Source organism: Collinsella sp. AM40-7AC (assembly GCF_003468125.1).
GTDB classification, from domain to species: domain Bacteria; phylum Actinomycetota; class Coriobacteriia; order Coriobacteriales; family Coriobacteriaceae; genus Collinsella; species Collinsella aerofaciens_O.
Genome location: NZ_QSGK01000007.1, coordinates 116,929 through 130,742 on the forward strand (window position 1 = coordinate 116,929; position 13,814 = coordinate 130,742).

Below are 13,814 nucleotides of genomic sequence, written 5' to 3' on the forward strand. Positions count from 1 at the left end.
ATGTCCTCGACCTTTGGCAACGTCTTGCACGTAAGCATCTTCGGCCAGTCGCACTCCCCCGCCATCGGCTGCTCGCTCGATGGCGTCCCCGCCGGCATCGCCGTTGACCAAGAAGCGCTGCAGGCCTTTTTGAACCGTCGCGCCCCCGGTCGCGACGAGACCGCGACCAAGCGCCGCGAGGCCGACGCCGCCCAAATCATCGCCGGCGTGGTCGATGGGCACACCACCGGCGCGCCCATTGCCGCGATTATCGAGAACACCAACACGCGCTCCAAGGATTACTCCGAGCTGCGCCGCAAGCCCCGTCCGGGACATGCGGACTTCCCTGCGCGCATGAAGTATCACAACATGCACGATGTCGCCGGCGGCGGGCACTTCTCCGGCCGCCTAACGGCACCCCTGTGCATCGCCGGCGGCATCGCGCTGCAGGCACTCGAGGCCCGCGGCATTAAAGTGATGGCGCATGTGGCGCAGATCGGCGGCATCTCCGATCTGCCGATGGACGACATAGTCTATCGCGAGGCCGACCGCAAGGCGATCCTTACGAACGATCTGCCGTGCATTGACGCCGCCGCAGCCGGCCGCATGCGCGAGGAAATCCTAGCCGCGCGTGACGAACTCGACAGCATCGGCGGCATCGTGGAGTGCGGCATTTACGGGCTTCCCGCAGGCATCGGCGACCCCATGTTCGACGGCATCGAGAACCGCATCGCGCAGATCGCGTTTGGTATTCCCGCCGTAAAGGGCGTGGAGTTTGGCATGGGCTTTGCCGTGGCCGCCATGCGCGGCAGCGAGAACAATGATCCGTATCGCATCGATGCCGAGACCGGCGAGATCGAGGTCGAGTCCAACAACGCCGGCGGCATCCTGGGCGGTATTTCGACCGGCGCGCCCGTCATGTGGCGCATGGCCGTAAAGCCGACGCCCTCCATTGGCCGCGAGCAGCAGACGGTGGACATGGACGCTATGGAAAATGCCGAGCTCTCGGTCCACGGCCGCCACGATCCCTGCATCGTCCCCCGAGCTGTCCCCGTAGCCGAGGCAGCCGCCGCCCTTGCCATCTGGGACGCCCTCCTCGAAGACGCCGCCCAGCGCTAACTACCCGCCCCTCAACATCCCCCGACACGTGAAAGGAGTCTCCATGGACCTTGCTGACATCCGCCAGGCCATCGATGGCATCGACACCACGCTCCTCAACAGCTTTGTCGAGCGCATGGACATTGCCACCGAGGTCGCCAAGTCAAAAATCGAGATGGGCAAGGCCGTCTTCGACCCCGCCCGTGAGCGCTCCAAGCTCAACAACCTCGCCAGCCGCGCGCCCGAGCGCTACGAGGCGCAGACCATCACCCTGTTCCGTCTCCTCATGAGCATGAGCAAGGCCGAGCAGCAGCGCTACATCAACGAACTCAAGGGCATTACCGTCTCGCAAAAGGCCCACGCCACGGCTGCAGCCTCCGACACGCCCTTCCCTCAAACGGCCACCGTTGCCTGCCAGGGCGTCGAAGGCGCCTACAGCCAGATCGCCGCATGCAAGCTCTTTGACGTGCCCGACATCGCGTTCTTCGAGACCTTCGAGGGCGTCATGCGCGCCGTGCGCGACGGCTTCTGCGAGTTTGGCGTGCTGCCCATCGAGAACTCCACCGCCGGCTCGGTTAACGCCGTCTACGACCTGCTCGCCCAGTTCGATTTCCATATCGTGCGCTCGCTGCGTCTCAAGATCGACCACAATCTGCTCGTCAAACCCGGCACCAAGCTCGCCGACGTGCACGAGGTCTATAGCCACGGCCAGGCTATCGCCCAGTGCGCCGGCTTTATCGAGGCCCACGGTCTGCACGCCACCAAGTACCCCAACACGGCTATGTCGGCCGAGATGGTCGCCAGCTCCAAGCGTACCGACGTTGCCGCCATCGCCTCGCGCAGCTGCGCCGCACTCTACGGCCTGGAGGTGCTGGAGCCCAACATTCAGGACTCGGACAACAACTACACGCGCTTCGTCGTCATCAGCCGCGAGCCGCGCGTCTACCCCGGCGCCAACCGCACCTCACTCATGATTACCACGGCCAACGAGCCGGGCGCGCTCTATCGCGTGCTCGAGCGCTTCTACGCGCTCAATATCAACCTCATCAAGCTCGAGAGCCGCCCCATCCCCGGTCGCGACTTTGAGTTTATGTTCTACTTTGACCTGGACTGCCCCTTTGGCAGCAAGGCTCTCGACGACCTGCTCGATTCCATCGACGACGTGTGCGAGAGCTTTACCTACTTTGGCAGCTACACGGAGGTGCTCTAGATGACCGATATCGCCGCAACCCGCCCCTACGGCGTGCTAGGCCGCGTGCTGGGCCACAGCTACACCCCGACCATCTACAAAGAACTCGCGGGGCTCGAGTACGTACGATTTGAGCGCGAGCCCGAGGATCTTGAGGCCTTTATGACAGGCGACGAATGGGAGGGCACCAACGTGACCATCCCCTACAAGCGCGCCGTCATGGACTACCTGGACGAGCTGAGCCCACTCGCCGAGCGCATGGGAAACGTCAACACCATCACACGCCTGTCTGACGGCCGCTTGCGCGGCGACAACACCGACTACTTCGGCTTTCAGTGCCTGGTCGAGGAGCTGGGCGTAGAGGTCGCCGGCAAGAAGGTCCTCGTGCTCGGAGCCACCGGCGGTGCCGGCACCACGGCAAGTATGGTGCTCGGCGATCTGGGCGCCACCGTCGTGCCGGTGGGCCGCACGAGCGAGGTCAACTACGCCAACATCGCGCAGCAGTCCGAAGCCGCGCTACTCGTCAACTGCACGCCTGCCGGAATGTACCCCCACTGCCCCGACGCCCCCTGCACGCTCGAAGGACTCGATGCGCTCGAAGGCGTTATCGACATTGTCTACAACCCCGCTCGCACGGGACTCATGCTCGAGGCCGAGCGCCGCGGCATCCCCTGCATCGGCGGCTTGCTGATGCTCGTGGCCCAAGCGGCACAGGCCGTCGAGCGCTATACCGGCAAGGTCACCCCGCGCGAGCGCATCCTGGACGTGACGGAACGCTTGTCACGCCGCGAGCAGAACATCGCCCTGATCGGCATGCCGGGCTCGGGCAAAACCCGCGTGGGTGAGCAGATCGCCCTGCTCACCGGCCGCGAGCACATCGACTTGGACCGCGCCCTCGAGGAGCGTCTGGGCATGCCTTGCGCCGACTTTATCGTCGAGCGCGGCGAGGCGGCCTTCCGCGAGCAGGAGACGGCGGCCCTGGCCGACATCTCCAAGCGCAGCGGCCTGGTACTTTCCACCGGCGGCGGCGTCGTCACGCGAGACGAGAACCACCCGCTGCTGCACCAGAACAGCCAGATTGTGATGCTCAACCGCAAGCTCGACGAACTCGCCCACAAGGGTCGCCCCATCACCGCCCGCGATGGCATCGATAAGCTCGCCGAGCAGCGCATGCCGCGCTACCGCGCCTGGGCCGACTACATCATCGACTCACGCGACTGCGCCGCCAAAACCGCGGCCGCCATCGTCGAGACCCTCTAACCTGCCAAAAAGGGATAGGTTTATTTTGGCAGGTTTTATCTGGGCAAACGCCGAAGATCGCAAGACCAGCCACGCCAACCAACTGCAAAGGAAGCAACCATGAAGGCACTCGTCATCAACGGCCCCAACCTCAACATGCTCGGCATTCGCGAGCCGGGCATCTATGGCAGCGACAACTACGACCGCTTAGTGCAGATCTGCCAGGAAGCGGGTGCTGCACAGGGCTTCGACGAGGTCGAGGTCTTCCAGTCTAACCACGAGGGCAGCATCGTCGACAAGATCCAGGAGGCCTACGGCAAGGTCGACGGCATCGTCATCAACCCGGCGGCTTACACGCACACGAGCGTGGCGATCCTCGACGCCCTCAAGGCCGTCGCCATCCCTGCCGTTGAGGTGCACATCAGCGCCGTAGAGACGCGCGAGGACTTCCGCCAGGTAAGCCACGCCCGCCTGGCCTGCTTCGCCACCATCACCGGCGAAGGCCTCCAAGGCTACGCCCACGCGTTGGAGCTGCTGAAAGAGCGTCTCGAAAAGTAGCCTCGCGAGCAAATCCATCAACGCGATTCATACGCTAATAATGCCAGTGCCGCCAGCAGCAACCTCGCTACTGGCGGCACTTTATTACTGGCATATAATCATTGCAGTCACACAACGTCTGGAGACGCACATGCTGAGCATTCACCTGGGGGATTACCCCGGTTCCATCTACGATACCGAAACCTATTTTAGGAACTCATACTTGGACTCATGGTTCGAAGACCCTATGGCCGCACAGATTATTAAAAGCGTGGACGGATCAGAGCTCATCGGTCCCCACAACATCGTAAGCAAGCAGCTGGGCTCAATCACCCCACTCGAACTGTCCGGCGGCGTTAAGACGCTGCTGCTGGTGCGCAATCTCCCAAACATGGTGTTCAATGCATCCACTTGCGGAGATAACTGCGCTCGCTGGCTGCTCAAAATTGGCAAAGAGCAGGATGTGCTGGTGACCCTTTACCACATCATGAAGTTCCCCTGGAAGAACTTTGAAATCCGCATTGAAAACGATGACCGCATCGTCAGAAACATGCAGGAGTTTGTCGGCGCCACGAATGACTTTTTGGATGTTGATGAGTAATGAAGGGAACGCATACCGTTGTCGTAGAGCGTGCAAAGGTCAAATACACACTCACCTTTAAACGCAACATTTCCTTCATTCGCGGTAACAGCGGCACGGGCAAAACGACGCTCATCTCGATGATTCGCGACTACAACGACCGAGGACCGGAAAGCGGCGTTACACTCAGCTGCGACGCGCCATGCGAAACGCTTTCCGGCAGACGTTGGGAGCGCGAGCTGTCGATCATCGAAGATTCGATCGTCTTTCTAGATGAGGGCAACGAGTTTATCTACTCAAAGGACTTCGCCAAAGCCATCAACGGATCGTCCAACTATTTTGTTCTGATATCTCGTCGCGACGCCAACGAACTCCCCTACAGCGTCGACGAGATCCTAAAGCTAGTCAACACCACAAGCAAGACAATTAATGGCCGCAAGAGCGACAGACGCTTCTACTCGGTGACTAAACCGCTATATGACCACACGGCAAGCATGCTGTATCAGGACCTTAACGTAGGGTTCGACAATCCTGACGCCGTAATTGTCGAGGATAGCAAGTCTGGCTATCAATTCTATAGCACCCTTTGCAACCGACTGGGAATCCCCTGCTATACCGCCACCGGCGTAGCGAACCTAAAACGAACGATTCACGAATGTCCCGAGCAAAACATCCTTGCCATAGGAGACGGCGCAGCGTTTGGTCCCTACATCGAAAAGGTGCTCGGACAGCGCGTTTACAAGAACGTTCGCTTGTTCCTCCCTGAATCATTTGAGTGGACGCTTTTGCGATCTGGCCTCATCCCCAACAACGACATTCCAAAAATCCTCAAGGACCCTTCGAGCTATATCGAAAGCCGCGACTACCTGAGCTGGGAGCGGTTCTTCACCGACGTATTGATCAAGTACTCTGCAGACACTCGCTACGTCTACAGAAAGGCACGGCTCAACGAGCAGTACCTAAAGCCGCAGGCGATGGATGCAGTTGCGAGCGTCTTGCCCGAGTGTCTGAAGGCATAATGGCAGTGGGGAGGACCAACTTGGTCCTCCCCACTGCCATGGAAACCCAGCACACGCAATAGCTGCCGGCAAGAGCGGCAACTGTCGCAACCACAAACCCATCCACGCGGCGGCTCGAAAGCTCAAGCCCACTCAGCGCGGCAAGGACAAGCCAAGTGACACCGGCTCCAATAAACAGCAGGGGCTTGCTCACGCTCGGCTCGAGCCCCCCTTGGCGCGCCGTATAGCCAATCCACATCAGCAGCACAACAGCAGCTCGCGCCACGGCTTCGGCCTAAACGTATACCCGGCAAGAATAAAGAACACCTGCATGTGAAAAAAGCCCAGACCACCAAGCGGCCCGGGCTTAATAAACGATGGTGCTCCATGGCGGATTCGAACCGTCGACCTTGGGATTAGAAGTCCCCTGCTCTATCCAACTGAGCTAATGGAGCAAATAACAGCACGCCCAAGCAAGCGCAAGCCTGTCAGGCGCAAGTAATTATAACCTAGTTGAACTGCTCACGGTACGCCTTGCAGACCTTATCGACCGGGCCGTCCATGCGAAGGTCACCCTTCTCAATCCAAACGGCACGCTGGCAGATGCGCTCAACCTGCTCCATGGAGTGCGAAACAAACAGAACCGTCACGTCGCCGCTCTGGATAAAGTGCTGGATACGGGCCTCGCACTTCTGCTGGAAGAACACATCACCGACGGAAAGTGTCTCGTCAACGATCAGGATGTCAGGCTCAGTGATCGTTGCGATTGCAAAGGCAATGCGCGCAACCATGCCCGAGGAGAAATTCTTAAGCGGCATGTCGACAAAGTTCTGAAGCTCAGCGAACTCAATAATGCCGTCAAAGTTGGCATCGATGAACTCCTTGGTATAGCCGAGCAGGGCACCGTTCAGATAGATGTTCTCGCGGGCGGTCAACTCGGGGTCAAAGCCGGCACCAAGCTCAATCAGCGGCGCGATGTTACCGTGCACCTTAACGCTGCCTTCGCTAGGCTCAAGCACGCCAGCGATAATCTTGAGCATCGTGGACTTGCCGGAGCCATTGGTGCCGACCAGGCCCACGACCTCGCCACGATGAATATCGAACGAGATATGCTTGAGCGCCCTAAACTCCTCAAAGAACAGCTCGTGCTTGGCAAGCTTGATGAAGTACTCCTTGAGGTTGGTCAGCGACTCGGACGCCATGTTAAAGATCATGGTGACGTCGTCGACCTCGACAGCCAGAGGCTGCTCGCTGTAATCAACAACAGATTCAGTCATCACAGCACTCCTTAGATGTAGAGGATAAACTTGCGCTCGGACTTATGGAACACGGTGTAGCCAATGACAAGCGCAAGGACCGCCCAAGCGACGCACATACCAAACGTCAAAAGCGAGGGCGTGGTCTGGAACAAGAAGATATCGCGCATAAACTGCAGGTAGTTATACATGGGGTTCGCATACATCAAGATACGCACGAGATGCGGCATTTGCGCAATATAGTCAGTCGTCCAGAAGATGGGCGTAATATAAGTCCACGCCGTAATGACGACGCTCCACAGATGCATAACGTCGCGGAAAAAGACCGTAAGGGCAGAGAGCATCATGCCCAGGCCCATGCAGAAGCACATAAGCAGCAGCAGGCAAACCGGCAGCAGAATCAAATGCCAAGAAGGCATAACGCGGAACCACAGCATAACGATGGCGACGGCGACCAGCGAGAAGGTAAAGTTGACCAGCGAGAAGAGCACCTTCTGCACCGGGAAGACCCAGCGGTGCACCTTAACCTTCTTGAGCAGAGGGGCAGCACCCACGATCGACGTCAGGGCCTGGTTCGTAGACTCGGACATGACGGCAAAGGTAACGTTACCCACGATCAAGTACAGCGGGTACATCTCGGGCGTCATTGAGCCATTGCGGCCCTGGCCAAAAATCGTCGAGAACACGATGGCCATGACGATCATCATCAGCAGCGGGTTGAGCACCGACCATGCGACGCCCAGAACGCTACGGCGATACTTGATCTTAAAATCCTTGGTAACCAGCTGACGAAGGATAAACGCGTCCTTCTCAAATTCGTTCTTAGCAAACGTCGCAGGCAGACTGCGAGCTTCTTGTTGCTTTGTCTGATCCGACACGGATGCAACTCCTTTACTCGTAATCGTTGACAAACGAACAGTATAGACCCGACGGCCATGCAAACGATTCGCGCAACAAAACTGGAGAACTAACCCACATCTTAGGATGCCAAGCCCAAACGGCTATACTTTCAAGGATTGAATGTATAAGGAGCATTGAGTGAATTCTGAATCCATCGCCGTCATCATCCCCTGCTACAACGAAGCCCTCACGATCGGCAAAGTCATCGACGACTTTCACCGCGAGCTTCCGCAAGCGACGGTCTATGTCTATGACAACAACTCGTCGGACGACACCTCACGCATCGCCACCGAGCACGGCGCCACGGTCCGCTTTGAACCCCGTCAGGGAAAGGGCAACGTGTGCCGTCAGATGTTTCGCGACATCGACGCCGATTGCTACCTGATGGTCGACGGAGACGACACCTACCCCGCCGAGGCGGCCAAAGCCCTCTGCGAGCCCATCCTTAACGGCACAGCCGACATGACCGTAGGCGACCGCCTTTCCAACGGCACCTACGCCGAGGAAAACAAGCGTGCTTTCCACGGCTTTGGCAACAATCTGGTCCGCGCCATGATCAAGTGGATCTATGGCTACAGCTTCGATGATGTCATGACCGGCTACCGCGCCATGAGCCGCCCGTTCGTCAAAACCTTCCCCGTGCTTTCCGAGGGCTTCCAGATCGAAACCGAGCTCTCGATCCACGCCGTCGACCACCGCTGGCGCATCAAAGATGTACCCATCGAGTACCGCGACCGTCCGGAAGGCTCCGAGTCCAAGCTTAATACCGTCAGCGACGGCATTAAGGTCGTTGCGATGATCGGCACGCTGTTCAAGGACTACCGCCCTCTGAAGTTCTTCAGCCTGGTTGCGCTTCTGTTTGCGGTGATCGGCCTCGCCCTGGGCATGCCCATCGTTGTCGAGTATTTCCAGACCGGCCTCGTTCCGCGCTTCCCCACCGCCATGCTCGCCGCGTCGTTTATGTTCCTGTGCGGTCTGAGCCTTGCAACCGGATTCATCCTGGATTCCGTGGCAAAGGTCGAAAAAAAGCAGTGGGAGGTCAACGTATACAGCAAATACACCTACGACGACCAGCCCGACCACCCTACTTCCAAGCCAAGCAAGAGGTAAACCACCATGCCGCTCATCTCCATCGTCGTGCCGTGCTACAACGAGCAGGAATCACTTCCGATCTTTCTCAAAGAGCTCGATGGCGTCGTTCGCATCATGACCCAGCAAGATCCCGGCATTTCCTTTGAAGCCGTCCTCATCGACGATGGTTCGGCAGACAAAACGCTCGCCGTCATGAAGGCAGAAGCCGCGGCGGCGCATCCATACGCCATCCGTTGGCACTCTTTCTCGCGCAACTTTGGCAAGGAGGCGGCACTACTCGCCGGACTCCAGCACGCAAAGGGCGGCTATGTCGCCACCATGGATGCCGACATGCAGGACCCGCCCTCGCTCCTGCCGCAGATGTACGAGATCTTGCAGACCGAAGACTACGACAACGTCGCAACGCGCAGGACCACCCGCGAAGGCGAGCCTCCCATCAGGTCGTTCTGTGCCCGTATGTTCTACAAGATCATCAACCGCATTTCCAAGGCCGACATCGTCGACGGAGCACGCGATTTTAGGCTCATGAAGCGGCCTATGGTCAACGCCATCATCTCCATGGGCGAATACAACCGATTCTCCAAAGGCATTTACGGCTGGGTGGGCTTCAAAACCAAATGGCTCCCCTACGTAAACGTCAACCGCGTGGCCGGCGAGACCAAATGGAGCTTTTGGTCGCTGCTCCTCTATTCCATCGACGGCATCGTCGCGTTTTCCACGGCGCCGCTCTCCCTCGCCGCCCTCACAGGTATCGTCTTCTGCCTCATCGCTATTCTGGGATTCGTCGTCATCCTAGTAAAGACGCTTGTCTGGGGCGACCCCGTCGGCGGATGGCCGTCGCTCGCCTGCCTCATAACGCTGTTTGGCGGCATGCAGCTTCTGTGCCTGGGAATCATAGGTGAATACTTGGCAAAAGCCTACTTGGAAACCAAGCGACGTCCCATCTATATCATTCGAGAATCCAACGAGGAATCTGATGACACGGCCCAATAACAGCACGCTCAAGAATGTGGCGTTCTACGCCGCCTGCTTCGCATTTTCCGTCGCACTCTTTGTCGCACTTGCAGCGGCGGGACATGTCTATCCCTTTGGCGACAACTCGTTTCTCACCAACGATCTCAAATACCAATACATCGACTTCTTCGCGTGGTTTCGCCGCGTCCTTTTAGGCGAGGCAAACCTTCGCTATTCCTTCTCACAGGGACTCGGCATGAACACATGGGGGCTCTATAGCTACTACCTCGGCAGCCCCTTCAACCTGCTCTGCGTGCTGTTTCCCGCAGACAAGCTGACGCTCTTCGTGCTTGTTATCTCCGCGCTCAAACTGGGCTGCATCCACATCAGCGGCGCTTGGTATGTGCAAAAGCGCTTTGACCTACCCAAGCCCGCAGCATTCCTGCTTTCCCTCTCGTTCACGTTTTGTAGCTGGACCATCAGCAACCTGCGCAACCCGCTCTGGATCGATTGCCTCATCATGCTGCCCATCTGCGCCTACGGATGCCACGAGCTCATCCGCAAGCAGCGCATGATCCGCCTCGTCATCGCAACGGCGCTCAATGTCATGTTCTGCTGGTATACGGCCTACATTAGCATCCTGTTCCTCTGCATCTTCGTACTGGTTGAATTTGTCGATTATGTTGCAGAAGAAGGATTTAGCTGGAAGCTCATGCTCGATCGGGCCCTGCGATTCGCCGGGGCTATCGCGCTCGGACTGCTTCTGTCCGCTTGGACCTTTTTGCCGACCATCCTTGCCATGTCCAAGGGCGGTCCCGTTCTAGCACTCGGCCCCCTACTTAAAACCAACCTCAAGTCGCTCATCAGGGGCTTTCTTCCCTGCATGTGGGTAAGCAATGAAAGCACACCTCAGTTCTATTGCGGCATCATCATGATGCTGCTTGCGGTGAGCCTGCTGGTTAACCGCACGGTTTCAATCAAGACGCGCATCGCAACACTCGTCGTCACGATAATCCTGGTTGCAAGCTCCGTTTTGAGCCCGCTCGAGTACATCTGGTGCGGCATGCGCGTTCCCAACGGCTTCTACTCGCGCACGGCTTTTTTGCTGAGCTTCTTTGCGCTGTGGGCTGCGGGCTATACCCTGCAGATCCTCAAGGATCAACCTAAATTGCGCCAAGCCTATCGCCCCGCCGTCATCTTGCCACTCCTGGCGCTCACCGCTATTGAACTGTTTGCCAACGCTCATGTAGTATGGAACCAGCTCTACGCGGGCTATTCCGAAAATACCAACAGGGCCTATGTAGCCACCGCAACCAACACGATCGCTACCACTACAGAACGGGATTCAGCTCCGTTCTACCGCATCGATCGTACAACCACACGAGCCGATAGTGCCGCTCTAAACGAAGGCCTGGCACTAGGGTATAACCAGCTATCTTCTTATTCGTCCGCCAATAACCAGCAGGCAATTGCATTGCTCAACTCCCTTGGTTACAGCAGCGTCGGCGAATTCTCGACCCGTTATGCCGAGCCCATTCTTGCCGTCGATGCCCTACTGGGAGTCAAGTATGCCATTCCCGAGAACGCGCCTGCGGGATACGTTTCGACCAAGACGAATCAGGTCGACTCCACAAGCGCGGTGTACGAGAACCCCTATGCGCTCAGCATTGGCGTTGCAGCCTCAAGCGATATCCAAAACAGCACGCTGAAAAACGAGAACCCCTTCGAAAAGCAGAACGACCTCTACAGCAAAATCCTAGGCCGCGAGGTCAAGCTCTATACCAAGATCGAGGCCACGAGTACGGAGAATAGCGATAGCTTAAAGCAATGGAGCGTTACTGTACCGGCAAGCTCCATCGGGTATCTCTACATCAACAAAGATACGACTGCCGGCAGTTATTGGCCCGTCACCCTTACCATCGACCAGCGAACGATCGAAAACGAGGCCTGGAGATTCGACAATAATATCCGCCAGATTGCGGATGCATCGGACGCCCCGAGCCAGCATACGGTGTCAATCGGAGTCGCGGAGGGCTATACAGACATGCCCCAAGACAATGAGCCGGTCTTTTACGCCCTCGATCTGGACGTTTTCGAGCAGATTATTAACGAGCTTAAGACGAGCGAATTTGTTCCGACAGTTTTTGAGGACGGAAGAATCGAAGGCGAGTATACCGCCAAGGAAGACGGCAACCTGCTGCTGAGCGTTCCGTACGATGAGGGCTGGAACGTAACGGTAAACGGAACCGCCGCAGAACTAACGCCCGCCGCCGATAAGGGCCTGTCGTCCCTGAACGTGCAGAAAGGCGCGAATAGGATCGTGATGACCTACAAGACTCCGGGTGCCCTTGCGGGGCTTGCAGTGAGTCTGGCGACCACCGTCGCCCTTGTTGCAGCGGGGCTATACGCCAGGCATAAGAAAAGCCGCCGTTAACAAGCGGCGGCTTTTACTCTCGAAAAGTTAATAGCGGCTAGAGCATCTTGAGGTACTCCCCCAGCTCTTCCTCCCAGTCGGGCATGTGGAACCCGACCGACTCGAGCCCGGACAGGTCGAGTGCGGAGTGGACCGGGCGCGGTGCGACGGGGCCCTCGGCGCTCGCGTAGTAGTCGGCGGTCGATACCGGCACGACCTTCTCGCCGTTGCCGTTGGCGGCCTCGAAGACGGCGCGTGCGATGTCCGCCCAGGACTTCACCGCGCCGGATCCGGTGCAGTCGTAGGTGCCGTAGGGGGCGTGCGTCCCCAGCACGTGGAAGATGGCCTCGGCCATGTCGCGCGTGAAGGTCAGGCGGCCCAGCTGGTCGTCGACCACGGTGACCTGCTCGAGCTTGTCGTCCGGGTCGGCGACGCGGTCTGAGAGTGCCTTCATGGTCTTCACGAAGTTGTGCCCCTCGCCGATGACCCAGCTGGAGCGCATGATGTAGTGGTGCGGGCACCCGGCCACGGCGATGTCGCCGGCGGCCTTGGTCTGGCCGTAGACGGACAGCGGGGAGAACGGCTCGTCCTCCGTGTGGACCTCGGCGGTGCCGTCGAAGACGTAGTCGGAGGATACGTGGACCAGGGTGATGCCGTACCCGGCGCAGGTGCGTGCGAGAAGGGCGGGCCCCGTCGCGTTGGCCTTCCAGGCGGTCACGCGGCCCTCGGGGGTCTCGGCCCTGTCGACTGCCGTGTAGGCGCCGCAGTTGATGACCGTGCCGTAGAGCGACCAGTCGTACTGCGAATAGGCGTCCGGGTCGGACATGTCGAAGGTGTCGATGTCGCAGAAGTCGAAGTCCTTCGCCACGCCGCGCTCCTCGGCGAGCGCGCGCACCGCATGGCCCAGCTGGCCGTTGCAGCCGGTGACGAGGGTGCGCTTCGGCGCCATCGGGACGACGTCCTTGAGCATCGGGTGGTTGAGGTCGGCCTCGGAGACGGTGGCCTCATCGAGCGGGATCGGCCACTCGATGGCGAGCTCGGGGTCGGCGAGGTTCACGAAGGTGTAGGTCTTCTTGAGCTCCAGCGACCAGTGGGCGTCCACCAGGTAGGTGTAGGCGGTGCCGTCCTCGAGCGCCTGGAAGCTGTTGCCCACGCCGCGCGGGACGTAGATGGCCCTGGACGGGTCGAGCGTGCAGGTGAACACCTTCCCGTAGGTGGCGCTGCCCTCGCGCAGGTCGACCCATGCGCCGAAGACCGAGCCGCGGGCCACGGAGATGAACTTGTCCCAGGGCTCCGCGTGGATGCCGCGGGTGACGCCGCGGCTGTCGTTGTAGGAGATGTTGTTCTGGACGACCTTGAGATCGGGGATGCCGAGCGCGCACATCTTGGCGCGCTGCCAGTTCTCCTTGAACCAGCCGCGCGAGTCGCCGTGGACGGCCAGGTCGACGACCTTGAGGCCCTCGATGCCGGTCTCCGCGACCTTCAGGTCCTTCTCGAATTCGATGTCAGCCATGTGGTTAATTCCAATCGTGTTGCGGGCGCCCCTCGCGGTGCCGCAGGATCATCCCCATGCCCTGCG

The 13,814-nt window shown here is 59.0% G+C and carries 12 protein-coding genes and 1 tRNA gene; 9 read left to right on the top strand and 4 right to left on the bottom strand.

Going from position 1 to position 13,814, the window contains the following annotated elements:
- The 6 genes from aroC to DW892_RS07480 all read left to right on the top strand — a co-directional run bounded on the left by aroC (nucleotide 1) and on the right by DW892_RS07480 (nucleotide 5,641).
- A complete protein-coding gene (aroC, locus tag DW892_RS07455) occupies nucleotides 1–1,098 on the top strand; it encodes a chorismate synthase (RefSeq protein WP_117766679.1) in 1,098 nt (365 codons plus the stop codon).
- Nucleotides 1,099–1,141: 43 nt separating this feature from the next.
- Nucleotides 1,142–2,287 (top strand): prephenate dehydratase, encoded by a 1,146-nt coding sequence (pheA, locus tag DW892_RS07460; RefSeq protein WP_117766681.1) that lies wholly within the window; start codon nucleotides 1,142–1,144, stop codon nucleotides 2,285–2,287.
- Nucleotides 2,288–3,526: a shikimate kinase gene (locus tag DW892_RS07465; protein ID WP_117766683.1), complete on the top strand. Its 1,239-nt coding sequence runs from the start codon at nucleotides 2,288–2,290 to the stop codon at nucleotides 3,524–3,526.
- A 99-nt stretch (nucleotides 3,527–3,625) separates the two neighbouring features.
- A complete protein-coding gene (aroQ, locus tag DW892_RS07470; RefSeq protein ID WP_117766685.1) occupies nucleotides 3,626–4,063 on the top strand; it encodes a type II 3-dehydroquinate dehydratase in 438 nt (145 codons plus the stop codon).
- Nucleotides 4,064–4,193: 130 nt separating this feature from the next.
- The gene (locus DW892_RS07475; protein WP_117766687.1) at nucleotides 4,194–4,643 is read left to right on the top strand and encodes a DUF4869 domain-containing protein; all 450 of its coding nucleotides are present in this window, start codon (nucleotides 4,194–4,196) and stop codon (nucleotides 4,641–4,643) included.
- Nucleotides 4,643–5,641 carry a translation initiation factor 2 gene (locus DW892_RS07480; RefSeq protein ID WP_117766689.1) on the top strand — a complete coding sequence of 333 codons (999 nt, stop codon included), beginning with the start codon at nucleotides 4,643–4,645 and terminating at the stop codon, nucleotides 5,639–5,641. Before DW892_RS07475 ends, DW892_RS07480 begins: the two co-directional genes overlap by 1 nt.
- Before the next feature lie 357 nt (nucleotides 5,642–5,998).
- Here the strand turns inward: DW892_RS07480 and DW892_RS07485 are convergent.
- The 3 genes from DW892_RS07485 to DW892_RS07495 all read right to left on the bottom strand — a co-directional run bounded on the left by DW892_RS07485 (nucleotide 5,999) and on the right by DW892_RS07495 (nucleotide 7,754).
- Nucleotides 5,999–6,075 (bottom strand) — tRNA-Arg (locus DW892_RS07485).
- A gap of 54 nt (nucleotides 6,076–6,129) precedes the next feature.
- Nucleotides 6,130–6,897 carry an ABC transporter ATP-binding protein gene (locus DW892_RS07490; RefSeq protein WP_117766691.1) on the bottom strand — a complete coding sequence of 256 codons (768 nt, stop codon included), beginning with the start codon at nucleotides 6,895–6,897 and terminating at the stop codon, nucleotides 6,130–6,132.
- 11 nt (nucleotides 6,898–6,908) lie between these two features.
- The gene (locus DW892_RS07495) at nucleotides 6,909–7,754 is read right to left on the bottom strand and encodes an ABC transporter permease (protein WP_233502550.1); all 846 of its coding nucleotides are present in this window, start codon (nucleotides 7,752–7,754) and stop codon (nucleotides 6,909–6,911) included.
- 160 nt (nucleotides 7,755–7,914) lie between these two features.
- Here DW892_RS07495 and DW892_RS07500 point away from each other — a divergent pair, with 160 nt between their 5' ends.
- The 3 genes from DW892_RS07500 to DW892_RS07510 are packed head-to-tail and all read left to right on the top strand — an operon-like array spanning nucleotide 7,915 to nucleotide 12,256.
- Entirely contained in the window at nucleotides 7,915–8,886 is a 972-nt protein-coding gene (locus DW892_RS07500; protein WP_117766693.1) for a glycosyltransferase family 2 protein, read from the top strand.
- A gap of 6 nt (nucleotides 8,887–8,892) precedes the next feature.
- The gene (locus DW892_RS07505) at nucleotides 8,893–9,861 is read left to right on the top strand and encodes a glycosyltransferase family 2 protein (protein WP_117766695.1); all 969 of its coding nucleotides are present in this window, start codon (nucleotides 8,893–8,895) and stop codon (nucleotides 9,859–9,861) included.
- The gene (locus tag DW892_RS07510) at nucleotides 9,845–12,256 is read left to right on the top strand and encodes a YfhO family protein (RefSeq protein WP_117766697.1); all 2,412 of its coding nucleotides are present in this window, start codon (nucleotides 9,845–9,847) and stop codon (nucleotides 12,254–12,256) included. Before DW892_RS07505 ends, DW892_RS07510 begins: the two co-directional genes overlap by 17 nt.
- 37 nt (nucleotides 12,257–12,293) lie before the next feature.
- On the opposite strand, the gene DW892_RS07515 is transcribed toward DW892_RS07510, so the two are convergent.
- Nucleotides 12,294–13,748 (bottom strand): sugar nucleotide-binding protein, encoded by a 1,455-nt coding sequence (locus DW892_RS07515; protein ID WP_117766699.1) that lies wholly within the window; start codon nucleotides 13,746–13,748, stop codon nucleotides 12,294–12,296.
- Nucleotides 13,749–13,814: the final 66 nt, after the last annotated feature.

Bases quoted from the DNA above. Each gene is read 5' to 3' on its own strand.
- DW892_RS07510 (WP_117766697.1), top strand. From the start codon at position 9,845: ATGACACGGCCCAATAACAGCACGCTCAAGAATGTGGCGTTCTACGCC.
- DW892_RS07480 (WP_117766689.1), top strand. From the start codon at position 4,643: ATGAAGGGAACGCATACCGTTGTCGTAGAGCGTGCAAAGGTCAAATAC.
- aroQ (WP_117766685.1), top strand. From the start codon at position 3,626: ATGAAGGCACTCGTCATCAACGGCCCCAACCTCAACATGCTCGGCATT.
- DW892_RS07475 (WP_117766687.1), top strand. From the start codon at position 4,194: ATGCTGAGCATTCACCTGGGGGATTACCCCGGTTCCATCTACGATACC.
- DW892_RS07505 (WP_117766695.1), top strand. From the start codon at position 8,893: ATGCCGCTCATCTCCATCGTCGTGCCGTGCTACAACGAGCAGGAATCA.
- pheA (WP_117766681.1), top strand. From the start codon at position 1,142: ATGGACCTTGCTGACATCCGCCAGGCCATCGATGGCATCGACACCACG.
- aroC (WP_117766679.1), top strand. From the start codon at position 1: ATGTCCTCGACCTTTGGCAACGTCTTGCACGTAAGCATCTTCGGCCAG.
- DW892_RS07490 (WP_117766691.1), bottom strand. From the start codon at position 6,897: ATGACTGAATCTGTTGTTGATTACAGCGAGCAGCCTCTGGCTGTCGAG.
- DW892_RS07515 (WP_117766699.1), bottom strand. From the start codon at position 13,748: ATGGCTGACATCGAATTCGAGAAGGACCTGAAGGTCGCGGAGACCGGC.
- DW892_RS07465 (WP_117766683.1), top strand. From the start codon at position 2,288: ATGACCGATATCGCCGCAACCCGCCCCTACGGCGTGCTAGGCCGCGTG.